At 70.6% G+C, this 24572-nt stretch carries 26 protein-coding genes; 14 read left to right on the plus strand and 12 right to left on the minus strand.

Annotated elements, in window-relative coordinates; genetic code table 11:
• Nucleotides 1-66: 66 nt before the first annotated feature.
• From JK364_RS50060 to JK364_RS50070, 3 genes are all read right to left on the minus strand, one after another.
• A complete protein-coding gene (locus JK364_RS50060; RefSeq protein ID WP_201858151.1) occupies nt 67-1617 on the minus strand; it encodes a caspase, EACC1-associated type in 1551 nt (516 codons plus the stop codon).
• The gene (locus JK364_RS50065) at nt 1607-1990 is read right to left on the minus strand and encodes an effector-associated constant component EACC1 (RefSeq protein ID WP_201858152.1); all 384 of its coding nucleotides are present in this window, start codon (nt 1988-1990) and stop codon (nt 1607-1609) included. The genes JK364_RS50060 and JK364_RS50065 overlap by 11 nt, the downstream gene beginning before the upstream one ends.
• A gap of 587 nt (nt 1991-2577) precedes the next feature.
• Nucleotides 2578-3138, minus strand: a complete 561-nt coding sequence (locus JK364_RS50070; RefSeq protein WP_201858153.1) for a TetR/AcrR family transcriptional regulator — start codon at nt 3136-3138, stop codon at nt 2578-2580.
• Nucleotides 3139-3267: 129 nt separating this feature from the next.
• Here JK364_RS50070 and JK364_RS50075 point away from each other — a divergent pair, with 129 nt between their 5' ends.
• Complete coding sequence (locus JK364_RS50075; RefSeq protein ID WP_201858154.1) at nt 3268-4197, plus strand: NmrA family NAD(P)-binding protein; 930 nt, start codon at nt 3268-3270, stop codon at nt 4195-4197.
• A gap of 125 nt (nt 4198-4322) precedes the next feature.
• Nucleotides 4323-6770 carry a SpoIIE family protein phosphatase gene (locus tag JK364_RS50080; RefSeq protein WP_201858155.1) on the plus strand — a complete coding sequence of 816 codons (2448 nt, stop codon included), beginning with the start codon at nt 4323-4325 and terminating at the stop codon, nt 6768-6770.
• A 168-nt stretch (nt 6771-6938) separates the two neighbouring features.
• Here JK364_RS50080 and JK364_RS50090 read toward each other — a convergent pair whose 3' ends face one another.
• Together JK364_RS50090 and JK364_RS50095 are read right to left on the minus strand one after the other, a co-directional pair.
• The gene (locus JK364_RS50090; RefSeq protein ID WP_201858156.1) at nt 6939-7448 is read right to left on the minus strand and encodes a pyridoxamine 5'-phosphate oxidase family protein; all 510 of its coding nucleotides are present in this window, start codon (nt 7446-7448) and stop codon (nt 6939-6941) included.
• A gap of 148 nt (nt 7449-7596) precedes the next feature.
• On the minus strand, nt 7597-8712 hold the full coding sequence (locus JK364_RS50095; protein ID WP_201858193.1) for a LysR family transcriptional regulator: 1116 nt from the start codon (nt 8710-8712) through the stop codon (nt 7597-7599).
• Between the two features lie 304 nt (nt 8713-9016).
• Between JK364_RS50095 and snpA the strand changes: the two genes are divergently transcribed.
• Together snpA and JK364_RS50105 are read left to right on the plus strand one after the other, a co-directional pair.
• On the plus strand, nt 9017-9682 hold the full coding sequence (snpA, locus tag JK364_RS50100) for a snapalysin (protein ID WP_201858157.1): 666 nt from the start codon (nt 9017-9019) through the stop codon (nt 9680-9682).
• 264 nt (nt 9683-9946) lie between these two features.
• Nucleotides 9947-10168, plus strand: coding sequence for a hypothetical protein (locus JK364_RS50105; RefSeq protein WP_201858158.1), 222 nt, complete (start codon nt 9947-9949; stop codon nt 10166-10168).
• Between the two features lie 196 nt (nt 10169-10364).
• Here JK364_RS50105 and JK364_RS50110 read toward each other — a convergent pair whose 3' ends face one another.
• Nucleotides 10365-10850 carry an STAS domain-containing protein gene (locus JK364_RS50110; protein WP_201858159.1) on the minus strand — a complete coding sequence of 162 codons (486 nt, stop codon included), beginning with the start codon at nt 10848-10850 and terminating at the stop codon, nt 10365-10367.
• A gap of 228 nt (nt 10851-11078) precedes the next feature.
• Nucleotides 11079-11471 carry an STAS domain-containing protein gene (locus JK364_RS50115; protein ID WP_201858160.1) on the minus strand — a complete coding sequence of 131 codons (393 nt, stop codon included), beginning with the start codon at nt 11469-11471 and terminating at the stop codon, nt 11079-11081.
• Between the two features lie 265 nt (nt 11472-11736).
• Between JK364_RS50115 and JK364_RS50120 the strand changes: the two genes are divergently transcribed.
• The 3 genes from JK364_RS50120 (at nt 11737) to JK364_RS50130 (ending at nt 14066) form a co-directional block, all read left to right on the plus strand.
• The gene (locus tag JK364_RS50120; protein WP_307841659.1) at nt 11737-12099 is read left to right on the plus strand and encodes an HAD family acid phosphatase; all 363 of its coding nucleotides are present in this window, start codon (nt 11737-11739) and stop codon (nt 12097-12099) included.
• 524 nt (nt 12100-12623) lie between these two features.
• Nucleotides 12624-13562: a beta-ketoacyl-ACP synthase III gene (locus tag JK364_RS50125; protein WP_201858161.1), complete on the plus strand. Its 939-nt coding sequence runs from the start codon at nt 12624-12626 to the stop codon at nt 13560-13562.
• Between the two features lie 108 nt (nt 13563-13670).
• Nucleotides 13671-14066, plus strand: coding sequence for a VOC family protein (locus JK364_RS50130; RefSeq protein WP_201858162.1), 396 nt, complete (start codon nt 13671-13673; stop codon nt 14064-14066).
• Here the strand turns inward: JK364_RS50130 and JK364_RS50135 are convergent.
• The 3 genes from JK364_RS50135 to JK364_RS50145 form a co-directional block, all read right to left on the minus strand.
• Nucleotides 14055-14786, minus strand: coding sequence for a helix-turn-helix transcriptional regulator (locus JK364_RS50135; protein ID WP_201858163.1), 732 nt, complete (start codon nt 14784-14786; stop codon nt 14055-14057). The genes JK364_RS50130 and JK364_RS50135 overlap by 12 nt on opposite strands.
• Nucleotides 14783-15007, minus strand: a complete 225-nt coding sequence (locus tag JK364_RS50140) for a hypothetical protein (protein ID WP_138913880.1) — start codon at nt 15005-15007, stop codon at nt 14783-14785. Before JK364_RS50140 ends, JK364_RS50135 begins: the two co-directional genes overlap by 4 nt.
• 946 nt (nt 15008-15953) lie before the next feature.
• Nucleotides 15954-16865: a glutaminase gene (locus JK364_RS50145; protein WP_201858164.1), complete on the minus strand. Its 912-nt coding sequence runs from the start codon at nt 16863-16865 to the stop codon at nt 15954-15956.
• Between the two features lie 171 nt (nt 16866-17036).
• On the opposite strand from JK364_RS50145, the gene JK364_RS50150 reads away from it, so the two are divergent.
• The gene (locus JK364_RS50150; RefSeq protein WP_201858165.1) at nt 17037-17627 is read left to right on the plus strand and encodes an N-acetylmuramoyl-L-alanine amidase; all 591 of its coding nucleotides are present in this window, start codon (nt 17037-17039) and stop codon (nt 17625-17627) included.
• Between the two features lie 106 nt (nt 17628-17733).
• Here JK364_RS50150 and JK364_RS50155 read toward each other — a convergent pair whose 3' ends face one another.
• Nucleotides 17734-19344 (minus strand): Na+/H+ antiporter, encoded by a 1611-nt coding sequence (locus JK364_RS50155; RefSeq protein WP_201858166.1) that lies wholly within the window; start codon nt 19342-19344, stop codon nt 17734-17736.
• Between the two features lie 77 nt (nt 19345-19421).
• Here JK364_RS50155 and JK364_RS50160 point away from each other — a divergent pair, with 77 nt between their 5' ends.
• The 4 genes from JK364_RS50160 to JK364_RS50175 all read left to right on the plus strand — a co-directional run bounded on the left by JK364_RS50160 (nt 19422) and on the right by JK364_RS50175 (nt 22004).
• The gene (locus JK364_RS50160) at nt 19422-19685 is read left to right on the plus strand and encodes a UBP-type zinc finger domain-containing protein (RefSeq protein ID WP_201858167.1); all 264 of its coding nucleotides are present in this window, start codon (nt 19422-19424) and stop codon (nt 19683-19685) included.
• 188 nt (nt 19686-19873) lie between these two features.
• The gene (locus tag JK364_RS50165) at nt 19874-20419 is read left to right on the plus strand and encodes a GNAT family N-acetyltransferase (RefSeq protein WP_201858168.1); all 546 of its coding nucleotides are present in this window, start codon (nt 19874-19876) and stop codon (nt 20417-20419) included.
• Nucleotides 20420-20667: 248 nt separating this feature from the next.
• Nucleotides 20668-21081 carry an ATP-binding protein gene (locus tag JK364_RS50170; protein ID WP_014054819.1) on the plus strand — a complete coding sequence of 138 codons (414 nt, stop codon included), beginning with the start codon at nt 20668-20670 and terminating at the stop codon, nt 21079-21081.
• Nucleotides 20970-22004 carry an RNA polymerase sigma factor SigF gene (locus JK364_RS50175; protein ID WP_201858194.1) on the plus strand — a complete coding sequence of 345 codons (1035 nt, stop codon included), beginning with the start codon at nt 20970-20972 and terminating at the stop codon, nt 22002-22004. Before JK364_RS50170 ends, JK364_RS50175 begins: the two co-directional genes overlap by 112 nt.
• A gap of 248 nt (nt 22005-22252) precedes the next feature.
• Here the strand turns inward: JK364_RS50175 and JK364_RS50180 are convergent, their stop codons facing one another.
• On the minus strand, nt 22253-22804 hold the full coding sequence (locus tag JK364_RS50180) for a hypothetical protein (protein ID WP_201858169.1): 552 nt from the start codon (nt 22802-22804) through the stop codon (nt 22253-22255).
• 80 nt (nt 22805-22884) lie between these two features.
• Between JK364_RS50180 and JK364_RS50185 the strand changes: the two genes are divergently transcribed.
• Entirely contained in the window at nt 22885-23853 is a 969-nt protein-coding gene (locus tag JK364_RS50185; protein ID WP_086879181.1) for a diacylglycerol/lipid kinase family protein, read from the plus strand.
• 319 nt (nt 23854-24172) lie between these two features.
• Nucleotides 24173-24430, plus strand: coding sequence for a WhiB family transcriptional regulator (locus tag JK364_RS50190; RefSeq protein WP_014054815.1), 258 nt, complete (start codon nt 24173-24175; stop codon nt 24428-24430).
• Nucleotides 24431-24572: the final 142 nt, after the last annotated feature.

Consider the following 24572-nt stretch of genomic DNA (forward strand, 5'->3'; position numbering starts at 1 on the left):
GCCGTGTGACCAGAACAGCCGTGGCCGGGCCCTGACCTGCAAAATCACAGCCTTCTGCAACACGCTTTAGGGGCCATAATCGACAATGTCTTCCTCATAGACGTCCGGTATGGCACCCATCGCCTGCCCACTCACGTAATAGCGTATGGCGCTCGGGTAGGTAATAGCCTGCTCGCGGTACATCAGGACGTAGCCCATGAGAGCACTGATCTGCCACTTGTCGCCCATAGCAGCAGAAAGCAGACGGAAGGCCTGATCGGCGGACAATGGGCCCTCTGGAACGGAGACCAGGGTCTCGTCATTAAAAGCTCCGCCGCGATGCTCAAAGCGGAAATTATATGGGAGCTTTTGCTGCAGCTGGACAGCCAACTCATATGCAGTCAGATCGAGAGCCGACCCTTCGGTGCGAAGCTTCCACGACAGGTCGATCGGGTAGAGCGCGTCGAAATGATGACTGCGAAGACGAGTGCGATCCCTCATCCGCCCAGGGTCCTGGTTACCAAATCCGTTATTATTCCAGGCCGCAGCCCCCCGTCCGTGCAATTGGCGGAGCACAAGATGCTCAGGCGCAACATAGCTAAGGTCATCGTCCAGCTTGAGATAGCTGAATGTGAAGTCCCCGGAATCAATATTGCAGCGTCCGTCGATTTTCTGCAGATGCCTCTTGAGTCGATGAGGGATTGAGCGATCGCCCTTACCGACGTAGACGATCTCGGGGATTCTGGTACCCGCCGCTTGATGCAGAAGATAGACCCCAGGCCAGTCGTCTAGCCGCTCAATATTTGGAATCGTTAGGTTGTGGTGCGGCTGGGCGGCAAGGATCTTAACGAAGAGGTCTTCTCGTTCCCGTGGAATTAGTCGGAATCCCGTTCCGCCAGCGTAAGCGACGTTGCGACTGAAAGGATAGAACGTGGCAGTGTCCGTCGCCCGCTGGTTGGGCTCAGGAAGGTTGCGCACCCTAAGCACGTGCTTAAGCTTGGGGTAGATGTCACTCAAGGAGAGCAGCGCCGGGGCGTTGGGAATTCCGGAGCGAACAACGTCATTCAGCGCGCCGGTAAAGGAGGTACAGGCGATCTTCTGCGCCTCCGGTGATGGCACGTGAGCGACCTGATCGGCCGCCGTCAGCGTGTAGACACCACTGATCTCGGCGGCCGCCGCGAAGTGGCTCTGATCACTGCCTGCTAGCCCGTTGATAGCGCGTCCTGAGTAGCAGCAGTCGAGGATTACCAGCTTCACCTGTGCTGGCGAGCCCAACAGCGCACTGCGAACCTTGTCATACTCCAGACCGGTCAGGTCTGGGTAGCGGAGCTGAGTGTCACTGGTGGCCAGGCAAAGCGCGCCAGTTTTGGTGAGGACACCATGCCCGACGAAGTAGACCAGCAGGGTTCCTGTGGTCTTCTCCGCCAGACGGTGGAGGCGCAGGGCCAGCTCTGAGGATCCGACGGGATCCTCCAACACATGCACCTGGCTTTCAGCCCAGCCGCACAGATCGGGGTCAGTGAGCAGTCGGCGCATCGTGTGCAGGCTGTTGAGCACTGCGGGCACGTTCGGAAGGGACGGATCTTGGTACTGCGAGACACCAATGAGGATGGCAATGTCGTCTCCCTCAGGCGCCATTGATATCGTCGCCCAAGAAGCGTCGGATCAGGGCCTCGGCCTCGGCTGCGTCACCAGTCTCGAGTTCCAAGGTGCGGTCTGCCCGAGTGACGGTGATGCGAATCGTGGTCTGGGCGCGGCGATTTTGCAGCCATGCGGAGAGAGAACCAGCTAGGACTGTTGCGACTCCGCCGGAACCGAGAGAGACGACCAGCAGGTCGAAAGCGGTGCCGAGTTCGTTCTCGGTGGGTGCGGTATGGGTGACGTGGACGCGCCCGTGAAGGCCCCGTTCGGCCCGGAGCCACGCAACGAGCGCCACCTGCTCATCGACTGTGTCCGCCGAATCGATCCTGATCAGGACCTTCGACGTTTCAACGTTCCTCGTGTCGTGCATCGCTTCCCCCGCCCCCGTGTGCGTCTCGTACCTTGGTGACCCCGAACTGTACGACCCGACAGCTTACGTGGGGAGGAGTGGTGAAGTCCTCGGGCGCCCCAGGGGCTTAACGCCGTCCCACTCTCTCCGGAGCACTCACATCTGTGTTCGCAGCTACCGAACATAGTTGGGACACAAGCCGAGGGACTTAAAGCGGCCCCACCCCCGCGTCCGGCGAGCGGTCCGGCGGTCTGGAGCCTCCGCTCCAGCGCGAGACGCACGCCAGTCCTCCCTGCTCGCAACCAGGGTGAAGCAGCCAGTGCCCCAGGCAGTCCGCACACAGTCCGCAAGACATCCGGTCAGGACCGTCGGCCCCCATCTCCACCAATCACCAAAAGGCCCGGTCAGCGCCCCGCAAGGAGGATTCCCGCAGGTCACCGACCTGGCCCATTACCAGGAGACCAAGAAGGGCTGACCCCGCCTTTCATCAGCACCACTAGACCCCACCCGAGCCGCCCCGAGTGGCCCGGGTGCGGTCTTCTTTGTCGTGAACCTTGCCGGTTTATCTTGAACGTTCTTGGCGGGCGCCGGGGTTGACGCCCGGCCCCTCACCCCCGCGGGCTGATGCCCGCCACGGTCAGGTGCAGCAGTCGGGTCGCCTCGGTGGCGGGGTCGGGGTGGTGCTGGGTGGCCAGGGCGATGCCGGCGATCAGGGTGACCAGGTCGACCGGGGTCACGCCGGGAGCCACCGCACCGGCCCGTTCGGCTCGTCGCAGCAGGGGTTCGCCCGCCTCGGCGAGGGTGTCCACGCAGGGGTTCGCGTGCTCCGGGTCGAGTTCCCCGTCCCGTAGGAGCGCGGCGGCCAGGCCCTGCACCGTGGCGGAGTAGACGGTGAGCGCGCCCAGCCAGTCCAGCAGGGCGGCCCGTATGTCGTCCGCCTCCGCGAGTTCGCGGGCGCGGGTGGCCAGGGTTTCGATGCGTTCGCGGAAGACGGCTTCCAGCAGGGCGCGCCGGGTGGGGAAGTGGCGGCGCACGGTGGCCGAGCCGACTCCGGCGGTGCGGGCGATCTGCTCCAGGGAGGCGTCGGCGCCGTGCGTGGCGACCTCCTCCTCGGCGACGGCGAGGATGCGCGCGTAGTTGCGCCGGGCGTCCGCGCGCTGGGCGGGCATGGCGTCACCTCCGGGTTGCTAAGTGGCGGGGGCCTCCGTATCGTACCGAGTCATAAGTGGCGGGGCCCGCCGTTTAGCCTTTCCGGTCGACTTGTCGATGGGTCGATTCACCTCTGCCCGAGGAGCAGCATGCCTTCGCAATCCCCGACGTCCGCCCCCGTCCTCGTCACCGGTGCCACCGGACAGCAGGGCGGCGCCACCGCCCGCGCCCTGCTCTCGGCGGGCGTTCCCGTACGGGCCCTGGTCCGCGACCCGGCCGGCGAGCGGGCCAGGGCCGTGGCGGCGCTCGGTGCCGAGCTGGTCACCGGCGATCTGCTCGACCTCGACTCGGTGCGGCGGGCCGCCGAGGGGGCGCGTGCCGTGTTCTCGATCCAGATGCCCGATATGAACGATCTCCAGGGCGACTCCGAGTGGATCCAGGGGCGCAACCTGATCCAGGCCGCGCGGGACGCGGGGGTGGTGCAGTTCGTGCACACCTCCGTCTCCGGCGCCGGGCAGCACCGCACCGACCCCGGCTGGGCGGAGGGCCGCTGGGCGGCGATGGAGCACTACTGGGCGACCAAGAGCGGCCTCCAGGACCGGGTCCGGGAGGCGGGTTTCCGCCACTGGACGCTCCTCAAGCCCGCCTTCTTCATGGAGAACTTCCTGTCCCTGCTCCCGAACGGCCCCGAGGGCGGCCTGGCCACCATCCTCCAGCCCGGCGCCGAACTCTCCCTCATCGCCGTCGCCGACATCGGCACGGCGGCCGCCGCGGCCATCGCCGAGCCCGAGCGGTTCCATGAGGTCGAGCTGGAACTGGCGGGCGACTACATGACCATGACCCGGGTCGCCGAGGTCCTCTCCGAGGTCACGGGCGCCGAAGTGACCGCCCCGTCGATGACCGCGGACGAGGCGCTCGCCGCCGGGATGCCGCAGTGGGGCCTCGGGCACGCGCGGCTGAACGAGGTCGGCCAGCCCGCCCGTCCCGAGTTCGCCCGCGCCCTCGGCCTCCCGCTCACCGGCTTCGCGGAGTGGGCCGGGCGCCATCTGCGGCCCGCGCGGCCCGCGCCGGTGGTCTGACCCGCGCGCTCCCCAAGGCGTCCGCTCCGCGCTCCGGGCTGTGGTTGATGCCCGGACCGGAGTGGACGAGGCTGGAAGGGAGCCCTGGTGGACGGACCCGGTGCCGTCCCGGAGGGATGGCGAGGATGAAGCGCCACGACAGCGGCTCCGCGCGGGAGTGGGGCGGCTCCGACGAAGCGGATACGGCACGGGCCACCGTCAGCGATGATGGGACGCTGACCAGCTGGAACGAGGGCGCCCGTCGACTGCTCGGGCATCCGTCCCCCGATGTCGTGGGGCGGCCCGCCGCCGAGCTGCTGGCCGATCCGGGCCGCGCGGCGGGCGCCGAGGCCCGCCATGCCCGCACCCGGCTGACCCGGTGGCACGGGATCGTGGCGCTGCGCCACCGGGACGGCCGCGAGGTGCCCGTACCGCTGCTGGCGCACCGCAGACGGCGGGAGGGCGACTGGCTGCTGGTGACCGCGGCACCCAGCGCGGAGCAGCCCCCCGAGTCGTGGAACGACGCGCTGATGCGATGGGCCTACGCCCAGTCGCCCTGCCCGATGGCGATCTACGACGCCGATATGCGGCTGCGCAAGGTGAACGCGGAGATGGCCCGCGTCACCGGCCTCCCCGAGGCGGAGATCCGCGGTCTGCGGCTGTCGGAGATCAAGGGCAAGCTCCAGAGCGAACAGCTCGAAGCGGCCATGCGCCAAGTGCTGGCCACCGGTGAGCCGCGCGAGGTGGAGACGTATCTGCGCACCGGAAGCGGTGAGATCAAGGAGCAGGCCTGGTCGGCCCGGTTCGCCCCGCTGCGGGCGAGGGACGGGCGGGTGTACGCGGTCTGCATGGCGGCGCACGACATCACCGATCAGTATCTGGCCCGCCAGCGGCTGCTGCTGCTGAGCACGGCCAGCGAACGGATCGGCTCCACCCTCGACATCGACCACACCGCGCAGGAGCTCGCCGACGTCTGCGTACCGCGGCTGGCCGACTACACCAGCATCGACCTGCTGGACCGGCTGACCCAGGAGGAGGAGCTGCCGGCCGGGCCGCTCACCGACCCGGTCGTGCTGCGCCGCGCCGCCCGGCAGTCCATTTACGAGGGCTGCCCCGAGGCCGTGGTGCCGGTGGGGAAGGTGGACACCTACCCGAAGGTCTCGCCGATGGCCGAATGCCTGGTGGCGGGGCGTCCCATCATCCATACGTCCAGCGACCCCTCGATCGCCAAGTGGGGCGCGCTGAAGCCCGACCGCGCCCGGACGATCCAGCGGTTCGGCGTCCACTCGATCATGTCGGTGCCGATCCGGGCGCGGGGGACGACGCTCGGGGTGGCCGTGTTCGCCCGCCACCGCACCCCCGAGGCGTTCACCCAGGACGATGTGGTGCTGGCCGAGGAGATCACCACCCGGGCCGCCGTCTGCGTGGACAACGCCCGCCGCTTCACCCGGGAGCGCGACACCGCCCTGGCCCTGCAGCGCAGTCTGCTGCCGCAGACCCTGCCCCAGCCGCCGGCCGTCGAGGTGGCCTCCCGCTACCTGCCCGCGGGCCCGTACGCGGGGGCGGGCGGGGACTGGTTCGACGTCATCCCGCTCTCCGGGGCGCGGGTCGCGCTGGTGGTGGGCGATGTGGTCGGCCACGGCATCCAGGCGTCGGCCACCATGGGCCGGCTGCGGACGGCGGTCCGTACCCTCGCCGACGTCGATCTGCCGCCGGACGAGCTGCTCACCCACCTCGACGACCTGGTGATCCACCTGGCCGCGGAGACCGGGGCCGAGGAGGCCACCGGAGATGTGGGGGCCACCTGTCTGTACGCGGTCTACGACCCGGTCTCGCACCACTGCTCACTGGCCGCGGCCGGGCACCCGGCCCCGGCGCTGGCCAGGCCGGACGGCTCCGTGGAGTTCCTGCCGGTGCCGCCCGGACCGCCGCTGGGGGTCGGCGGGCTGCCCTTCGAGACGATGGAGACCGAGCTGCCCGAGGACGCCGTGCTCGCCCTCTACACCAACGGGCTGATGGGCGAATGGGACCGCGATGTGGACGAGGGGCGTCTGCTGCTGGCCAACGCGCTCGCCCACCCCCGCGGCTCCCTGAGCGGCACCTGCGACGCCGTACTGCGGACACTCCTCCCCGGCGAGGGCGTGCTGGACGACGTCGCGCTGCTGCTCGCCCGCACCCGCGCCCTGGACGCGGCGCACGTGGCCACCTGGGACGTGCCCGCCGACCCGGCATGGGTGGCGCGGTCCCGCCGGAACGTGACGGAGCGGCTGACCCAATGGGGGCTCGACGAGGCCGTCTTCACCACCGAACTGGTCGTCAGCGAGCTGGTCACCAACGCCATCCGGCACGCCGTCCCGCCCATCCAGCTGCGGCTGATCCATGACCACTCGCTGATCTGCGAGGTCACCGACTCCTCCAGCACCGCCCCGCATATGCGCCGCGCCCGCACCTTCGACGAGGGCGGCCGCGGGCTGCTGCTGGTCGCGCGGCTCAGCCAGCGCTGGGGAAGCCGCCAGACGGCCGAGGGCAAGACGATCTGGTCGGAGCAGACGCTGCCGGTGGGGCTGCCCGGCGAACTGCTCGACCTGGACTGACTGGACTGGCTGGACCGGCTGGACCGGCTGGACCGGCTGGACCGGCTGGAGCGGCTGGAGCGGCTGGAGCGGCTGGAGCGGCTGGAGCGGCTGGAGCGGCTGGAGCGGCTGGAGCGAACGGCCCGGCTGGAGCGAACGGCCCGGGGCTTCCGTGGGTCTCCGCGGGCGTCAGAAGCGCCAGCGCGTCTGGCCGTACTCGCCCTTGCGGAAGCCGAACGCGGTGGCCGGGGCGACCCGGTAGACCAGGGCCTCATGGCCCTCGTGGTGGAAGGCGCCGTCGCGCACCTGGAAGGTCCACTCCTCGCCGTACTTCTCCACGTACGCCGCGGCGATCCGCCGCAGCGTGGCGTCGTCCCGCACCGGCTCGGCCGCGCCCTCGACCACCAGGTCAAGCCCCTCGCGCAGCACCCCCGCGCCCGTGGTGAGGGCGCAGCGCGGATTGTGCGCGAGGTTCCGGGCTTTCTGCTCGGCGGGGCCGGTGCAGAAGCAGAGCGCGCCGTCGAGCCAGACGGCGATGAGCGGGGTGACGTGGGGACGGCCGTCCCGGCGGACGGTGGACAGCCAGTAGAGCTCCGCGGCCGCCAGCCCCTCACGCCCCTCCGGCCAGGCCGTGGCGGTGGCGTCCGGGCTGCTGAAACGGGTGTCCAGCGCGGTTTGCGGTTCGTGCTCGGCGATCATCTTCTCGCTCCTCGCATGGCGTGGCGGTCCGGTGCGGTCCCGTGTGCTTGGACCGCCCGGCGGAGCGAAAGTCATCGCTCGCCCGCCTTCGGAGCCTCGCCGAACTTCGGAGCTACGCCGCCCTGCGGAGCTACGCCGCCCTGCGGAGCTACGAGACCTCGGCGGGCCCGGCGAGCCCCAGGATGTCGAGCTCGTCGCGGGTCGGGGGCACCTGGAGGCGCAGCAGCGGGCTCTCGTTGCGGACCAGCCACTGGCGGTACGCGACGCTCGCCCAGGCGATCTCGAAGTACGCGTCCGCCAGGTCGCCGAAGAGGGCGTCGACGTCGAGGGGCGCACCGGACGCCGTGGCGTCTACATCCACATCCACGTCCACGTCCATGTCGACGTCGACAGGCACACCGGACACCGGGTCCGGGGCGGATCCGTCGGCGCCGGTACGGGCCGCCGGGACCGCCCGTGAGGCCAGGAACAGCCGGACCGTCAGCGGATCCCCGTGCAGCGGACGGACCGCCACGCCCTGGCGGGACCGCGCGGTGGGCTGGCAGGGGGTGACCACCTCGCCCGAGGCGACCAGGTCGGCGGCGGTCAGATAGTCCCCGTACACCACCCTCGGATTGAGCCCCGCGGCGGCCAGCACCCGGCGCAGGCCGGGCCCCTCGCCGTCCACGCTGGGGTCCACCATCCACTGGTCGGCGGCGAGCTCGGTGAGCCGCACCACGGGCCGCGCGGCGGCCGGATGGGTTTCGGCCAGCGCCACGAACTGTGGCTCCCGCTCCACGAGCACCCGGCGCTCCACGCCCTCGGGCACCCGCAGCGGCGCGCCCTCGACCTCGTGGACGAAGGCGACGTCCAGCTGGTTGGCGGCGACCATCTGCAGCAGCGCGTTGGCGGAGACGTCGATGTGGATGGTGGTGTCCGCGTCGGGGTAGCGGGCGCGGAGCCTGCGCAGCCAGCCGACCACGGCCCGGCTGCCCGTGCTGCCGATGCGCAGCCGGGCGTCGGCGGTCTGCCCCGCCTCCAGCCGGACCTCGCTGACCAGGGCGTTCATCTCGGCCACGATGGGCCGGGCGCGGCACAGCACGGACCGCCCCAGCGGGGTCGGCCGACTGCCGGTGACCTCCCGCGAGAACAGCCGGCCGCCGACGGTGTTCTCGATCCGCCGGAGCTGGGTCGTCAAGGACGGCTGGGTCATGCCCAGTTGACGCGCCGCCTTCCGTAGGCTGCCGGTGTCGGCTATGGCGCACAGTGCACGGAGGTGCCTCACCTCGAGCTCCACGGCGGGAGCATAACTGCGCACTTGTCCGTCACACCAGACTCTGAAATCCCGCCAACCCATACCGGAATCGATCAATCGGTGGTCAAACACGGGTCAACGGGGTGTCAAACGCCGGTTACCGGCCGGGCCCTGAACGCCCGGCTGGGGATATTCCCTCGTCCTATCACCGGTTGATATCTCCGCGTACGGCCGGTTCTCCTCAAGACTCTGCGTCAGCCAAGAGTTCATCCCACGGCCCCGGCCGCCACCCCACACGGCGACCGGGGCCCGAGGACGATGAGGAGTCCCCCACATGTCACTCCCCAAGCTGGCGCTGTCCGCGACCATCGGCCTCGGCCTGGCGGTGTCCCTGTCCGCCATGCCCGCGTCCGCGGCCACGCCCGACCACTCCACCGCCCAGCGCGGTGCCGCGGCCGCCACTTACACGGCGAGCGGTGAGGAGCGGGCCGACACCGACGCCTTCATCAAGGCCGTCATGAAGTCGGCGCTGGAGAAGCGGGCGAAGGCGCGCAGCGCGACGGCGGCCGTCACCGTGACCTACAACGCGAGCCAGGCCCCGACCTTCAAGTCGGTGATATCCCGCTCCACCCAGATCTGGAACTCCGCGGTGAGCAACGTGAAGCTCCAGGAGGGCGGCAACGCGGACTTCACCTACCGCGAGGGCAATGACCCCCGGGGCTCGTACGCGAGCACCGACGGGCACGGCCGCGGCTATGTCTTCCTGGACTACGCCCAGAACCAGCAGTACGACTCGACCCGGGTCACCGCGCACGAGACCGGCCATGTGCTGGGTCTGCCGGACCACTACTCGGGTCCGTGCAGCGAGCTGATGTCCGGTGGCGGCCCCGGCACGTCCTGCACCAACTCGCAGCCGAACCAGGCCGAGATCAGCCGCGTCAACCAGCTCTGGGCCAATGGCCTGGCCAAGCTCGAGAAGCAGCTGGCCAAGACCCACTGAGCCCACTGAGCCCGCCGAACCCACTGATCCGCTGGATCAGGGCCTGACCGCCCGCACCCGGTTCCCGACGCCGGGTGCGGGCGCTCGGCGTGTGCGGACGCTTACGGGGTGTCCGGCGGACACCTCCTGGGCCCGTGCGGCCCCGGTCGTCACGGGAAGCGACGCCGCCTCCGGCCGGAGGTACCGTATAGACACCAGGAGCATTTCGCGCAAACCGGCCGGATTCCCTCCAGCTGTGGGCCCCGGTCCCAGGGAGTGAGCACCGTGGAGACCCTGATCACCGTGGTCGTCATCCTCGCGCTGATCGCCGTGGGCGCCCTGCTGATCCACCGGACCAATGTCCAGAACGGCAACCGCATGTCCCCCGAGAGCCACGAGACCCTCCCGGGCGGCGGCGGCCGGCCCCGCCACCGCGCCTGGGGCCGCGGGCGGCAGCACCGGGGCCACCGGGCACCCCCTCCCCCACCCCAGGACCGCCGCCCCTGAGCCCAGCCCTCCAGCCCCTCCGACGCTTGAGGAGCGGGGTCCGGGGCGAAGCCCCGCCTTCCACCCCCCGACGTTCGAGGAACGGGGCCTGGGACGGAGCCCCGCCTCCCAGCCCCTCCGGCGCTTGAGGAGCGGGGTCTGGGGCGGAGCCCCAGTTTCGGGAAGGGGCGGGGAGGGGAACAGCCCGCCGCAGGCGTCAAGCTCCGCCGGACACCTGACCCTCCTCGTCGCCCAACACCTCGCCCAACGCCTCACTCAGCACCTCGTCCAACGTGGCCACCGGCCCAAGCACATCCAGCATCCGCCCCGCCCGCAAAGTCCGCAGGATCAAGGCGTCGTCGCAGACCAGCCGCAGCCGCCCGCCCCGCTCCCGGACACGCCGATGGGCCCGGCACAGCAGCCCCAGGCCCGAGCAGTCGAAGAAGGCGGTCGGGCGTAAGTCCACGATCACCGCGGGCCGGTCCCCGGCCGTGGCCGCGTCCAGTGCCGGTCCCACGCTTCCCACCCCGGCGATGTCGATCTCACCGTGGAGCTCCACGACGGTGTACCCACCGACCCGGTGCGTACGGGCCCGAGCGACGACGTCGTCGGCCGGATCCTCGCTCGCGGGCTCCCGCGCGGCGTTCTGGGCACCGCGGTCCGGCGGCACCGGCGCATCACGGGGAGCGCCTTGCTGCGTCATCGCGATATCCCCTCGGAACGGCACACTGCCCCCTCTCACCTTCGTCAGGTCCCGGAAGCGGGCAGGGTCGGGCATCGGGTGCGAAATCCGCCGGGTCCTCAGGCGACGTCCCGCGAGCGTAAGGGGGTGACCCCCGGTTACAGAGGGAGGGACGCAGCATTCCGCCGGTAAAGACCGCTCGTCCGAGTGAATTTCGGTTCTTACTATTGACACTTGGTCAGATACGGCCTACGCGAAGGAGTCACCGCCTCCTCCGACCACCGGACCCGCCGCGCCCGCGATCGCCGGAGTCAGATCTTCCAGGACCTCGAAGGCGTCGTCCAGCCGGACCATGCGCAGCAGCCGCAGAAAGCGCGGATCGCCGATGACGAGCCGCAGCCGCCCGTCCCGCTCCAGCACGCGATTGCGCAACCGGCACAGTAACGACAATCCGGCGCAGTCCAGGAACGTGACCGGTCGTAGGTCCAGGATCAGATCCGGGCAGCGCACCTGAACGAGGGAATCGAGCCGAGCCACGATCCGCCCCGCGGCGAAGATGTCCAGCTCTCCCGCGATCTCGGCGACGGTGACGCCGCCGAGCGAGTGGACTCGGACGCCGAAGGCGGGCCGATCATCGAACATGCAAGCCTCCTTGACCTGGTGGAGGCGCGCGACACCGGAGCCCGCAGCCACGCCGGTCATCGCCGGGGTCCAGGCCGGCCCTTCAGTAGATGACATACCCATCTACCGGCTGACCAGTCAACGAACGGCCCGGCACGTGTCGTTGGCCTATTAAGACCCCTCGGCCACCAACCGTTACTCGCCGGTAAAGCAGAGGTCTTCTCATGTCCACCGGCAGCCGTGAGCATGCCACCCGGCAATCGCCTCGACGCGAAGGAAGTGACCGATGACAGCAGGACGCGTGCGATCACGGCGGCTCGGCATGACGACGGTGATCGTCGCCCTCGCCATCGGCGTCGGCGGAACGGCCACCACAGCGACCGCCACCACGCCCGCCACCACGGCGACCACCGCCACGCGCGGCACCACCGGCACCACGGCGGCCACGGCCGCGCCGACGAGCGCCACCGCCGCCGAGGAGGTCGACTACGAGACCTGGCAGCGTGACGTTCGCGCCATCATCGACGAGCAGGCCCGCCCCTACGTCGAGGAGCGCACCGCCCACCCCTCGGGCGAGAAGCGGGCCATCGTCCTGGACATCGACAACACCTCGCTGGAGACGGACTTCGGCTTCAGCTACCGTCCCTGAGCAGTGAGCGGGAGGATCCCCCGCACCGGCACGCCCCGAACGGTTTTGGGCGTACTGGTCCCCGGCGTACTCGACCCCGGGGCAGCGACACGGATCCTGTCCGTGGTCCGGTCCCAGGAGGCCAGTTCCCTGTGTGACCTGGCCTGTGGGCTCGGCCAGAGGCGACGGGGAGGTCCTGAACCATCACTCCGGTGGAGCAGGGGCCCCGCACGCTGGCACCGAACCCGGCGTCCCAGATCGCGACTTCACGCTACCCAACCACGCGGGGAACACCGCAACCCCGGAAACCGACCATCACACGATCGAGCTAAAGCGACTTGCGCTCACTCCTCGGTCAGCAACTGGCAACCCCCGACCCCCTCCGGGGAAAGGCCGAGAACTCCAGATCTTGGCGCCCAAGATTGGTGAGTAACCCGAGCGCACGGCACGTCTGCTCCGCTCAAGACTGGACACACCGCAGACTGTCCGTCGAGATCTCCGCAAAATTGCGCGGACACGTCGACACTGGCGCGAAGGGGATGACCTTGACCGGCTCGCACGTACTGGCGCTCGGCCACTACCAGCCCGCGAAGGTGCTCGGCAACGATGACCTCGCGGCCATGGTCGACACCAGCGACGAGTGGATCCGCAGCCGGGTGGGCATCCGCACCCGGCATCTCGCCCGCCCCGACGAGACGGTCGACGAGATGGCCGCGGCGGCCGCCGCCAAGGCGCTGGCCAACAGCGGGCTCGCCCTCTCCGACATCGACCTCGTGCTCGTCGCCACCTGCACGGCGATCGACCGCAGCCCCAATATGGCGGCCCGGGTCGCCGCCCGGCTCGGGCTGACCTGCCCCGCCACCATGGACCTCAATGTGGTGTGCGCGGGCTTCACTCACGCCCTCGCCACCGCCGACCACACCATCCGGGCCGGGGCGGCCACCGCGGCCCTGGTGATCGGCGCGGAGAAGTTCAGCGAGGCCACCGACTGGACCGACCGCTCCACCTGCGTGCTGACCGGCGACGGCGCGGGCGCGGCCGTGGTGGTGGCCGCCGAGCGGCCGGGTGTCGGCCCGGTGGTGTGGGGCTCGGTCCCGGAGATGGGCGGCGCGGTCCGTATCGAGGGCACACCGCCCCGGTTCGCGCAGGAGGGCCAGACCGTCTACCGCTGGGCGACCACCCATCTGCCGCCGATCGCGCGGAAGGTGTGCGAACGGGCCGGGCTCTCCCCGGAGGACCTGGCCGGTGTCGTACTGCACCAGGCCAATCTGCGGATCGTCGAACCGGTCGCGCGCAAGCTGGGCGCCGTCAACGCGGTGATCGCCCGCGATGTGGTGGAGTCCGGCAACACCTCGGCGGCCAGCATTCCGCTCGCCCTCTCCAAGCTGGTCGAGCGCGGGGAGGTGCCCTCCGGGGCCCCGGTGCTGCTCTTCGGCTTCGGCGGCAACCTGTCGTACGCGGGCCAGGTCATCCACTGCCCGTGAGGGTGCCCCTGGCCGTCCCTGGCCGTCCCGGGCCGTCCCGGGCCGCTCTCGACGGGGACGTCCGATTCGTTCAAGACCGTCCGCCCGGGCGCTCCCTACGCTGCCCGTATGACAGCACGATTCGACGCCATCGGCCTGGTCGTCGCCGACATGGCCGCCTCCCTCACCTTCTACCGCCGTCTCGGCCTCGACATCCCCGCCGACGCCGACACCCAGCCCCACGTCGAGGCCGCCCTGCCCGGCGGCACACGGCTGATGTGGGACACCGTCGCGACGGTGCGCTCCTTCGAACCGGAGTGGACGCCACCGAGCGGCTCCCACCAGGTGGGGCTCGCCTTCACCTGCGACAGCCCCGCCGACGTGGACAAGACCTACCAGGACCTCGTGGAGGCGGGGGTACGCGGCAAACTCGAGCCGTGGGACGCGCCCTGGGGCCAGCGCTACGCCACGGTCCTCGACCCCGACGGCAACGGCATCGACCTGTTCGCCCCGCTACCCTCCTGATCCCCGCAGCAGACGCCCCAGGGGCACCCCCGCCAGCGCCCTGACGTCGCGGGCGAGATGGGCCTGGTCGGCATAGCCCGCTGTGGCCGCGACCTCCGCGAAGGGGAGACCGCCGCGCGCCAGGTCCAGGGCCCGGTTCAGCCGGAGCACCCGGCCCAGCGTCTTGGGGCCGTAGCCGAACGCGGCGAGGGAGCGGCGGTGCAGCTGCCGCTCCCCCAGGCCCACGGCGGCGGCGATCCCGGCCACTCCCGTCCCGTTCGAGACCCCCGCGACGATCGCGGCGAGCACCGGATCGGGTGGTTCCGCCGTCCGCAGCCGCCCGAAGGCCGCCTCCTCCAGAAGGCGGCCCGCGGCCGTCTGCCCGGTGGCGATCCGCTCGGCCAGCCGCCGGGCCTCCGCGCCCGGCCAGAGGGCGGCCAGGGGCACCCGCAGATCGCGGAGCTCATGCGCCGGTACGCCCAGTACGGCGGGGCCCGTGCCGGGCGCGAACCGCAGCCCCACCGCGCGGGTGCCCGGCGGGCCGGGGGCCAGGTGCGCACGGGTGTCCGGCCCGGCGACCAGCAGCTCGCCGTCCGGCCCCGGCCCCGCCTCGCTCCAGATCAGATCCGTGCAGCCGTCGGGAAGCACCCGCTGCGGCCCGGTGCCGGCCGTACGGGTCCACACCACGGCGCCGTGGCCGATCAGCGCACTCCGCTCCCGGTACTCGCTCGAGGCGCTCAAGGGACCTCGCGCAGATACATCGCGCCGCAGGAGTGGCAGAAGGGCCCCGCGTCACCCGTGGCCCACAGGTCGGCGGCCTGGGTCTCGGCGTCCGGGGCCAGCTCCCGCCCGCACATCGCGGTCGTTCCGTTCCCGCGGACCATGTGCCAGATCTTGACCGGCGCGCCCGCGACCCGCCCGGAGCTGCCCTCCTCGTATTCGGCGCGCATCTCGTGCTGCATGGCGGTACACCTCCTGCTCACCACCACTACCCTCCATGCTCCCGCCACGCCAGGCCTCGCGCCACCTCCCGCCGCGTGCGCCATCTCCCTCCACCGCCGCGCCGCCATGGCTCCCACGCGCCCGCACCGGAGCCATGCGCCCGCGCTACGGGGTGTCCGGCGGATCACGCGGCGGCCGCATACCAAGGCTTTCCCCTCCCCGCCCCTTCCCGCTACCAGGGGCTCCGCCCCTGGACCCCGAGTCCTGGGGCGAAGCCTCGCCACGCGGCGAAACCGCATCTCGATGCCTCGGGAAGGGGCGGAGCCCCGGCCTCGGGGTGCGGGGTGCAGCCCGGGTTCCGGAGTGCGGGGCGGAGCCCGGGTCTCGGGGTGCGGGGCGCAGCCCGGGTTCCGGAGTGCGGGGCGCAGCCCGGGTCTCGGGGTGCGGGGCGCAGCCCGGGTTCCGGAGTGCGGAGCGGAGCCCGGGTCTCGGGGTGCGGGGCGCAGCCCGGGTTCCGGAGTGCGGAGCGGAGCCCGGGTCCGGGGTGCGGGGCGCAGCCCGGGTTCCGGAGTGCGGAGCGGAGCCCGGGTCCGGGGTGCGGAGCGGAGCCCGGGGTCTCGGGGTGCGGGGCGCAGCCCCGGTTCCGGGGTGTGGGGCGCGGCCCCGGTTCCGGGGTGCGGGGCGCAGCCCGGGTCTCGGGGTGCGGGCGGGGTGCGGGGCGGAGCCCCGGTCTCAGGGGGCTGGGTCGCAGCCCCGGTCTCGGACTCTGGGGGCACAGCCCCGGTTCCGGGACCTGGGGCGCAACCCCGGGCCTCGGAGCCCGGGACGCAACCCCGGCCTCAGGGCCTGGGGCGGAGCCCCGGCTCGGGGTCCGGGGCGGAGCCCCGGTTTCGGGAAGGGGCGGGGAGGGGAACAGCCCGCCGCAGGCGGCGCGATCCATCGAGCACCCCGATACCCCCGACACCCCTAGAAGACGGACCAGTCGGTCAGCGTGGTGAAGTGGTCCAGGGCCGCCACCCCCGCCACCGAGTTGCCGCGGGCGTCCAGGCCAGGACTCCAGACGCACAGCGTGCAGCGGCCGGGCACCACCGCGACGATGCCGCCGCCGACCCCGCTCTTGCCGGGCAGCCCGACGCGGTAGGCGAAGTCGCCCGCCGCGTCGTACGTACCGCAGGTGAGCATGACCGCGTTGACCCGCTTGGCCTCGCTGCGCGACAGGAGCCGGGAGCCGTCCGCGCGCAGCCCGTGGCGGGCGAGGAAGCCGCCGGCCAGGGCGAGATCGCGGCAGCTCATCTCGATCGAGCACTGCCAGAAGTAGTGCTCCAGGACGGTCGGCACGGGGTTGTCGAGGTTGCCGTAGCCGGCCATGAAGTGGGCGAGGGCCGCATTACGGTCGCCATGGGCGGTCTCGGAGACGGCGACCTCCTGGTCGAAGGCGAGGTCCGGATTGCCGCTCTCGGCGCGCAGGAAGTCCAGCATGGTGGTGCTGGCGTCGCCGGTAAGGGTGTGCAGCCGGTCGGTCACGACGAGCGCCCCGGCGTTGATGAACGGATTGCGCGGGATGCCGTGCTCGTACTCCAGCTGCACCAGGGAGTTGAAGGGGTTGCCCGAGGGCTCCCGGCCGACCCGCCGCCACAGCTTCTCGCCGTCCTCGGCGAGGACGAGCGCGAGGCTGAACGCCTTGGAGATGGACTGCATCGAGAAGGGCCGCTCCCAGTCGCCGACCCCGGTGACCCGGCCGTCGACGTCGGCGAGGGCGATCCCGAAGCGGTCCTCGTCCACCGAGGCGAGCGCCGGGATGTACTGGGCGACCCGCCCCCGGCCGATCTGCGGCCTCACATGGGCCGCGACCTCCTCCAGCACTGCCTGGTAGTCCATGGTGCGGTGCGTCTCCTGTTGCGAGGTCGTACGGATGAACCGGTCCGCACGATAACGCGCCCCCCATCATTCATCACCCCATGTGTTTATGAGTGTGCGTCGGGTAAGCAAGCGAGTGAACGAGGCGGGCCGCGACCGGGGCCCGCCACAGGACCAGAACGGAGGCGGGGCATGGCCTCACCCATGTCCGCGGGGGACTTCCTGGCGGCGCTGACGAACGAGGGCTTAACGGTGACGCAGGTCGGTGACTGGCGGCACCACAACCGCAACCACAAGGGGCCGTGGGGCCCGGTGCACGGGGTGATGATCCACCACACCGTCACCTCCGGCACCGAGGAGACCGTGGAGATCTGCCGGGACGGCTTCGAGGGGCTGCCCGGCCCGCTGTGCCACGGCGTGATCGCCAAGGACGGCGGAGTCCATCTGGTCGGCTACGGCCGCGCCAACCACGCCGGGCTGGGCGACGACGACGTCCTGCGGGCGGTGATCGCCGAGAAGGCGCTTCCGTCGGACAACGAGGCGAACACCGACGGGAACCGCGCCTTCTACGGCTTCGAATGCGAGAACCTGGGCGACGGCGAGGACCCGTGGCCCGAGGCCCAGCTGGACGCGATCGCGCGGGCCGCGGCGGCCGTGTGCCGCCATCACGGCTGGACCGAGCGCTCGGTGATCGGCCACCTCGAATGGCAGCCGGGCAAGGTGGATCCGCGCGGCTTCACCATGGCCTCGATGCGCGACCGGATCCGCGAACAGCTCAAGTAGGCCCCTGAGGGAAGTACAGAGCAAGCACAGAGGAAGCACAGAGGAAGCACAGAACACCCTTGGGGAAGCGCATAGCGCGTAAGGGCGGCCGCGGAGGGGCCGGGGCTCAGGCTCCGTCCTCCGCGGCCCCCTCCCGGTAGAGCGCCGCCTCCTCCAGGTCCAGCCGCCGCAGCAGCGACCGCAGCATCTCCTCGTCGATCCGCCGGGCGTCCCGCAGATCCACGAACACCGCCCGCTCGGCCTCGATCATCTCCCGGGCCAGCCGCCGATAGGTGTCGTCCGCCGATTCACCGGTCACCTCGTTGACCGCGCCCAGCCGCTCCCACACGGCGTTACGGCGCTGCTCCAGCACCGTGCGCAGCCGGTCGGCGAGCGGCGACGGCAGGGCGTTGCGCTCATCGGCGAGCAGTTCCCCCAGACGGCGCTCGGCGGCCAGCGACGCGGTGTTCTGCGCCTGGGCCTCGGCGAGGGTCTCGGCGTGGGGGTCGCGGCCGGGCAGCCCGAGCAGCCGGATCAGGGACGGCAGGGTGAGCCCATGGATCACCAGGGTGCCGATGACGGTGGTGAAGGTGAGGAAGAGGATCAGGTTGCGGGCCGGGAAGGGGCCGCCGCCGTGCACGGTCTCCGGGATCGAGAAGGCGATGGCCAGCGAGACCACGCCGCGCATCCCGGCCCAGCCGACGATGACCGGCGCGGTCCAGTTGGTGCCGGGCTCGCGCTCGCGGATCCCGGGGAAGAGCATGCGCGGCACGAAGGTCGACGGGAAGACCCAGACGTAGCGGGCGACCACCACGGCCAGGAAGACGACGGCCGCGTACCAGGCGGCCTCACCCGCGCTGTACTCCCCCAGGCCGCCCACCACGACCCGCAGTTGCAGCCCGATCAGCGCGAACACCGCCGACTCCAGAACGAAGTCGATCATGCGCCAGACCGCCGCCTCCTGGAGCCGGGTGGCGAAGTCGACCTGCCAGGAGTGGTGGCCGAGGTAGAGCCCGACCACCACGACGGCCAGCACACCCGACGCCCCGAACTGCTCGGCGACGGCGTAGGCGACGAAGGGGATGAGCAGCGAGAGGGTGTTCTGCAGCAGGGGGTCCCGCAGCCGGGTGCGCAGCCAGTGCAGCGGCACCATCAGGATCAGACCGACCACGACGCCGCCGATGGCCGCGAAGGCGAACTCCCGCAGCCCCTCGGTCCAGCTGACGCCCTCCCCCACGGCAGCGGCCACCGCCACCCGGTAGGCGGTGATCGCGGTCGCGTCGTTGAACAGGGACTCGCCCTGGAGGAGCGTGGTGAGCCGGGAGGGCAGCCCGATCCGGCGGGCGATGGCGGTGGCGGCCACGGCGTCCGGCGGCGCGACCACCGCGCCCAGTACGAGGGCGGCGGTCAGCGGCAGCTGCGGGATCAGCAGATGGGCGACCACGCCGACCGCGACCGTCGCGAAGAGCACATACCCGACGGAGAGCAGCGCGATCGGCCGCAGATTGGCCCGCAGATCCAGGTACGAGCTGTCCAGCGCGGCGCTGTGCAGCAGCGGCGGCAGCACCAGGGGCAGCACGATATGCGGGTCCAGCGTGTAGTCCGGCACCCCGGGCAGGTACGAGACGACGAGCCCGACCGCGACCAGCAGCAGCGGCGCGGGCACCGGGGTCCGGCGCGCCGCGCCCGCGACCACCGCGCTGCCCGCGACCAGCATCAACAACGGCAATACGTCCATCGTCCGGCCCTGTCTCCGTCGGCCGTCCCGACGGTCGTCCATGTGCTCCGCTCACGCGGCGTTTTAGTCTGGCAATCATGAACGAGTGCCCGCATGTTCCCGCACTGCCGCGTCCCGAGCCGGAGCCGCGGTCCGACACCTGTCCCGAATGCCTGGCGGTCGGCAGCCACCCCGTCCAGCTGCGGAAGTGTCTGGTGTGCGGCCATGTGGGCTGCTGCGACTCCTCGCCGTATCAGCACGGCACCCGGCACTTCGAGGAGACCGGCCATCCGGTGATGCGCAGCTTCGAGGAGGGCGAGGACTGGCGCTGGTGCTTTGTGGATCAGCTCATCGTGGCGTGAGCGGATCGGCTCATCGTGCCGTGAGCGGATCAGCTCAGCGTGCCGTGAGTGGATCAGCTCGTCGTGGCGTGGGATGCCGGGGTGTGGTGAGCCCCCCGCCTCCGCGGACGCCCAGGTCTTGGCGTTTTCCGCGCAATGTCGTAGATCGACTGCCGCGTTTGTCGGTGTGGCCCGCTAGCCTTCACCACATGATCCGATCAGCGAAGCCGTCCGACGTTCCGGCGATCCATGCGATGATCCGCGAGCTGGCGGACTACGAGCGGGCTCCGCAGGAGGCGAAGGCCACCGAGGAGCAGCTGCGCGAGGCGCTCTTCGGGGCGCATCCCGCGGTGTTCGCGCTGATCGCCGAGGAGGCCGGCGGCGCCGGAGAGCCCGCCGGTCCGGTGGGGTTCGCGCTGTGGTTCCGTAACTTCTCCACCTGGACAGGCACCCATGGTGTGTATCTGGAGGACCTGTACGTCACCCCGCGGGCCCGCGGGGGCGGCCATGGCAAGGCGCTGCTCGCCGAGCTGGCGCGGATCTGCGTGGAGCGGGGATATGCCCGTTTCGAATGGTCGGTGCTCGACTGGAACGAGCCCGCGATCGGCTTGTACGCCGCGATCGGTGCGGAGGCGATGGAGGAATGGACGGTGCGCAGGCTCTCGGGAGAGCCACTGCGAGCGCTGGCCGCTCAGGCCATGGGCACCGCCGTGACCAGCGATTTCCTGAGTGAGGCGACATCTCTTTCGAATTGAGACCGCAAACCCTCTAGCCACGCTGCGTACTCATGTGCTTACTATGAGTGATATCGCGGCCTTGTGGGCCGGGGTTCACCCGTGATGGGGGCCGTGCTTCGTCCGGGCGACACCGAACCGCAGATCGCGATAGCGTCGCAGCCAAAGTACATACAGCGCCGACCCGTATTCACCCTCCACCATAAGGGTTCGGGGCCGACGCTCCAATCAGCTCAGCTCAATCAGCTTGTGTCACCTTGGAGGTGAGGGTGTCCCAGATCGCAGGCGAGCCCGGGACCCAGGACTTCGTGGAAGTCCGGCTGCCCGCTGCGGGTGCCTATCTGTCGGTGCTGCGGACGGCCACCGCCGGCCTCGCAGCCCGCTTGGACTTCACCCTCGACGAAATCGAGGATCTGCGTATCGCCGTAGATGAGGCATGCGCGATCCTGCTGCAGCAAGCCGTGTCCGGCTCCGTGCTGAGCTGCGTCTTCCGCTTGATCGACGACGCACTCCAGGTGACCGTATCGGCTCCCACCACCGACGGTCGCGCCCCCGAGCGCGACACCTTCGCCTGGACGGTGCTCTCCGCACTGGCGGGCAAGGTGGACTCGACGGTGGCCGAGGACCGGACGGTCAGCATCAGTCTGTACAAGGAGCGCGGCGCCGGCCCCGGACAGCCGTGACGGAACAAGGGGGCTCCGTGAGCACTGCATCATCGCGGGGAGTAGGTACCCCGGCCATCCCGCACCCGCCGGCCCGGCCGCATCCCGCGGACTCGGAGGCGGCAGGAGACCGACCAGAGCGGGCGGACCACATGGATCAGCACGAGCAGGTGCATCAGCAGCACGATCCGCAGGACCGGAGTGGCGCGCGGGCGATGTTCGCCGAGCTGCGAGGGCTGCCGGAGGGCTCCGCCGAGCGGGCCGAGCTGCGCAACAACCTCGTGCGTATGCATCTGCCGCTGGTGGAACACCTGGCCCGGCGCTTCCGCAACCGCGGTGAGCCGCTGGACGACCTCACCCAGGTCGCCACCATCGGGCTGATCAAGTCCGTGGACCGGTTCGATCCGGACCGCGGTGTGGAGTTCTCCACCTATGCGACACCCACGGTCGTGGGCGAGATCAAGCGCCACTTCCGCGACAAGGGCTGGGCGGTACGGGTGCCGCGCCGGCTTCAGGAGCTGCGGCTGTCGCTGACCACGGCCACCGCGGAGCTCTCCCAGCGCCATGGCCGCGCCCCGACCGTCCATGAGCTGGCCCAGCATCTGTCCATCTCCGAGGAGGAGGTGCTGGAGGGGCTGGAGTCCGCCAATGCCTACAGCACCCTGTCCCTGGACGTCCCGGACACGGACGACGAGTCCCCGGCGGTCGCCGACACCCTCGGCGCGGAGGACGAGGCGCTCGAGGGCGTCGAGTACCGCGAGTCCCTCAAACCCCTGCTGGAGGATCTGCCACCGCGCGAGAAGAAGATCCTGCTGCTGCGCTTCTTCGGCAATATGACGCAGTCGCAGATCGCGCAGGAGGTCGGCATCTCCCAGATGCATGTCTCCCGGCTGCTGGCCCGCACGCTCGCGCAGTTGCGCGACAAGCTGCTGGTCGAGGAGTAGCGAGCGCGCGGTGGGGTGCCCGTGCTTCTTTCCCCTCCCCGCCCCTTCCCGCAGCACCGATATGCGGCTCCGCCGCGTGGCAAGGGCTCCGCCCCTGGACCCCGAGGTCCGGGGCGAAGCCCCGCCTTCCATCCCCTCCAGCGCTTGACCTTCCAGCCCCTCCGGCGTTTGAGGAGCGGGGTCTGGGGCGGAGCCCCAGTTTCGGGAAGGGGCGGGGAGGGGAACAGCCCGCCGCAGGCGGAAACCGGCTACGCGTCGCGAGGGCCGATACCGAGAGCCTCGGTCGCCGTCGGATTGATCAGCAGCGCCAGCACGGCGAGGGCCGCAACCGCGGTGGCCACTCCAGCGGCGAGCAGCCCGCCGCCGTTCTGCACCAGCGTCCAGGCCACCGGCAGCGCCATCAGCTGAGTGATCGTCGCGGGGCCACGGCTCCAGCGGCGCCGCAGCCACAACCCACGGGCCGCCAGCAGCGGCAGCAGGGCCAGCGCCAGTACGGTCACCCCGAGCATCTCCGCCTGCTGGGGGCTCTCCGGATCCCCGGTCAGCCCCATGATCAGTACGTAGACGCCGAAGCCCAGCAACACCACGCCCTCCGCGGCGGCCAGCACCGCGGCGGCGGTCAGCCGGGCGGGGCGGGGCCCGGTGGGCGCGGTGCCAGCACCGGCGGCACCGGCACCGGCGCCCGCCTTGGCGGCGGCCCCGCCCTCGACGCCCGGCCGTGCCGTCGCTTTCTGCCCCGTGGCCCTCTGCGCCCTTTTCGCGGTAGCGGACTTCGCGGTAGCGGACTTCTTACTGCTCACCCTCGCAGCCTAGCCGTCCTCGAGGCGCCCGGACCCTACCCCCCTGGGGCCGGTCGTCCCGGATGGGTAGGCTGGCGCGCATGCGCGCACTCCTCGTGGTCAACCCGGCAGCAACCACCACCAGTGCCCGCACCCGGGATGTTCTGTTCCACGCGCTCGCCAGCGATCTGAAGCTGGACGTGGCGACCACGGAGTACCGGGGGCACGCCCGCGACCTGGCCCGGCGGGCGGTCGACGGCGGCACTCATGAACTGGTCGTGGCGTTCGGCGGCGACGGCACCGTCAACGAGGTCGTCAACGGACTGCTGCACCATGGCCCCGCCCCGCAGGAGTTGCCCCGGCTCGCGGTCGTGCCCGGCGGCTCCACCAATGTCTTCGCCCGCGCGCTCGGGCTGCCCAATGACGCCGTCGAGGCGACCGGCGCCCTGCTGGACGCGTTGCGGGACGGCACCGAGCGCACCGTGGGCCTCGGGCTCGCGGGCGGCACTCCGGGCACCCGGGACGAATCGGTCCCGGCCCGCTGGTTCACCTTCTGCGCCGGGCTCGGCTTCGACGCGAGCGTCATCGGCCGGGTCGAGCAGCAGCGCGAGCGCGGCAAGCGGTCCACCCACGCGCTCTACATACGGCAGATGGTGCGGCAGTTCATGGGGGAGCCGCACCGGCGGCAGGGCACCATCACCATCGGGCGGCCGGGTGAGGACCCGATCGAGGAGCTGGCGCTGTCGATAGTCTGCAACACCTCCCCGTGGACCTTTCTGGGCAACCGCCCGGTCTACGCGGCGCCCCAGGCGTCCTTCGACACCGCCCTCGACGTGCTGGGACTCGCCAAGCTATCGGCGCCGGCGGTGACCCGCTACGCGACCCAGCTGCTGATGTCGACACCCGAGCGCGGGCCTCGCGGCAAGCATGTGGTAGCGCTTCACGATCTGACGGACTTCACCTTGCAATCCCAGGCGCCACTGCCGTTCCAGATGGACGGTGACCATCTGGGACTGCGTACGAGCGTGACGTTCACAGGCGTACGCCGTGCACTGCGTGTGATTGTGTGAGTGAGACCGCAAAAAGTCCTTCTAGTCGAACGTTTACCCTGGACTCCACCCACCGGAAGTACGGCTGTGACCGAGCCGACACCAAGGAATCAAAAAAAACTTTCCGGAAGGGGTTGTATCCGTCGCCGAGGTTTGCGAGTCTCTTCTTGGCGATCGGGACGGCCTTCTGAAAGGCCCCCTTGAGAGCCCGAACCCCCTCCTCATTCCACAGGACCGCACCAGCCCCAACTGGTTTGGCTGCCCTACGTTTGCGGGGGGATTCGTGAAAGCGTTCACATTCACAAGCAACGAGCCCGCAATACGAGGAGATGGAGCAGCCATGGACTGGCGTCACAACGCCGTTTGCCGCGAGGAAGACCCCGAGCTGTTCTTCCCCATCGGCAACACCGGTCCTGCGCTGCTGCAGATCGAGGAAGCCAAGGCCGTCTGCCGCCGCTGCCCCGTCATGGAGCAGTGCCTGCAGTGGGCGCTTGAGTCCGGCCAGGACTCCGGCGTCTGGGGTGGAATGAGCGAAGACGAGCGCCGCGCCATGAAGCGCCGTGCCGCTCGCAACCGGGCACGCAACGCCAGCGCCTGAAGCCCGGCACCCCGTGGCCCCCGAGCCGCAGCGCGTAGTAACCCCCATGCGCACAGCATCATGAGCTTTGAGCCCCGGACCAGATGGGTCCGGGGCTCAGTGCTTTCCGATAACAGGTGCTTCCCGGTAACAGGGGCTTTCC

The sequence above is a fragment of the Streptomyces endocoffeicus genome (genome assembly GCF_016741935.1).
Taxonomy (GTDB): Bacteria; Actinomycetota; Actinomycetes; order Streptomycetales; family Streptomycetaceae; genus Streptomyces; species Streptomyces endocoffeicus.

Bases quoted from the DNA above. Each gene is read 5' to 3' on its own strand.
- JK364_RS50060 (WP_201858151.1), bottom strand. From the start codon at position 1,617: ATGGCGCCTGAGGGAGACGACATTGCCATCCTCATTGGTGTCTCGCAG.
- JK364_RS50065 (WP_201858152.1), bottom strand. From the start codon at position 1,990: ATGCACGACACGAGGAACGTTGAAACGTCGAAGGTCCTGATCAGGATC.
- JK364_RS50070 (WP_201858153.1), bottom strand. From the start codon at position 3,138: ATGCCCGCCCAGCGCGCGGACGCCCGGCGCAACTACGCGCGCATCCTC.
- JK364_RS50075 (WP_201858154.1), top strand. From the start codon at position 3,268: ATGCCTTCGCAATCCCCGACGTCCGCCCCCGTCCTCGTCACCGGTGCC.
- JK364_RS50080 (WP_201858155.1), top strand. From the start codon at position 4,323: ATGAAGCGCCACGACAGCGGCTCCGCGCGGGAGTGGGGCGGCTCCGAC.
- JK364_RS50090 (WP_201858156.1), bottom strand. From the start codon at position 7,448: ATGATCGCCGAGCACGAACCGCAAACCGCGCTGGACACCCGTTTCAGC.
- snpA (WP_201858157.1), top strand. From the start codon at position 9,017: ATGTCACTCCCCAAGCTGGCGCTGTCCGCGACCATCGGCCTCGGCCTG.
- JK364_RS50110 (WP_201858159.1), bottom strand. From the start codon at position 10,850: ATGACGCAGCAAGGCGCTCCCCGTGATGCGCCGGTGCCGCCGGACCGC.
- JK364_RS50115 (WP_201858160.1), bottom strand. From the start codon at position 11,471: ATGTTCGATGATCGGCCCGCCTTCGGCGTCCGAGTCCACTCGCTCGGC.
- JK364_RS50120 (WP_307841659.1), top strand. From the start codon at position 11,737: ATGACAGCAGGACGCGTGCGATCACGGCGGCTCGGCATGACGACGGTG.
- JK364_RS50130 (WP_201858162.1), top strand. From the start codon at position 13,671: ATGACAGCACGATTCGACGCCATCGGCCTGGTCGTCGCCGACATGGCC.
- JK364_RS50140 (WP_138913880.1), bottom strand. From the start codon at position 15,007: ATGCAGCACGAGATGCGCGCCGAATACGAGGAGGGCAGCTCCGGGCGG.
- JK364_RS50145 (WP_201858164.1), bottom strand. From the start codon at position 16,865: ATGGACTACCAGGCAGTGCTGGAGGAGGTCGCGGCCCATGTGAGGCCG.
- JK364_RS50150 (WP_201858165.1), top strand. From the start codon at position 17,037: ATGGCCTCACCCATGTCCGCGGGGGACTTCCTGGCGGCGCTGACGAAC.
- JK364_RS50155 (WP_201858166.1), bottom strand. From the start codon at position 19,344: ATGGACGTATTGCCGTTGTTGATGCTGGTCGCGGGCAGCGCGGTGGTC.
- JK364_RS50160 (WP_201858167.1), top strand. From the start codon at position 19,422: ATGAACGAGTGCCCGCATGTTCCCGCACTGCCGCGTCCCGAGCCGGAG.
- JK364_RS50165 (WP_201858168.1), top strand. From the start codon at position 19,874: ATGATCCGATCAGCGAAGCCGTCCGACGTTCCGGCGATCCATGCGATG.
- JK364_RS50185 (WP_086879181.1), top strand. From the start codon at position 22,885: ATGCGCGCACTCCTCGTGGTCAACCCGGCAGCAACCACCACCAGTGCC.
- JK364_RS50190 (WP_014054815.1), top strand. From the start codon at position 24,173: ATGGACTGGCGTCACAACGCCGTTTGCCGCGAGGAAGACCCCGAGCTG.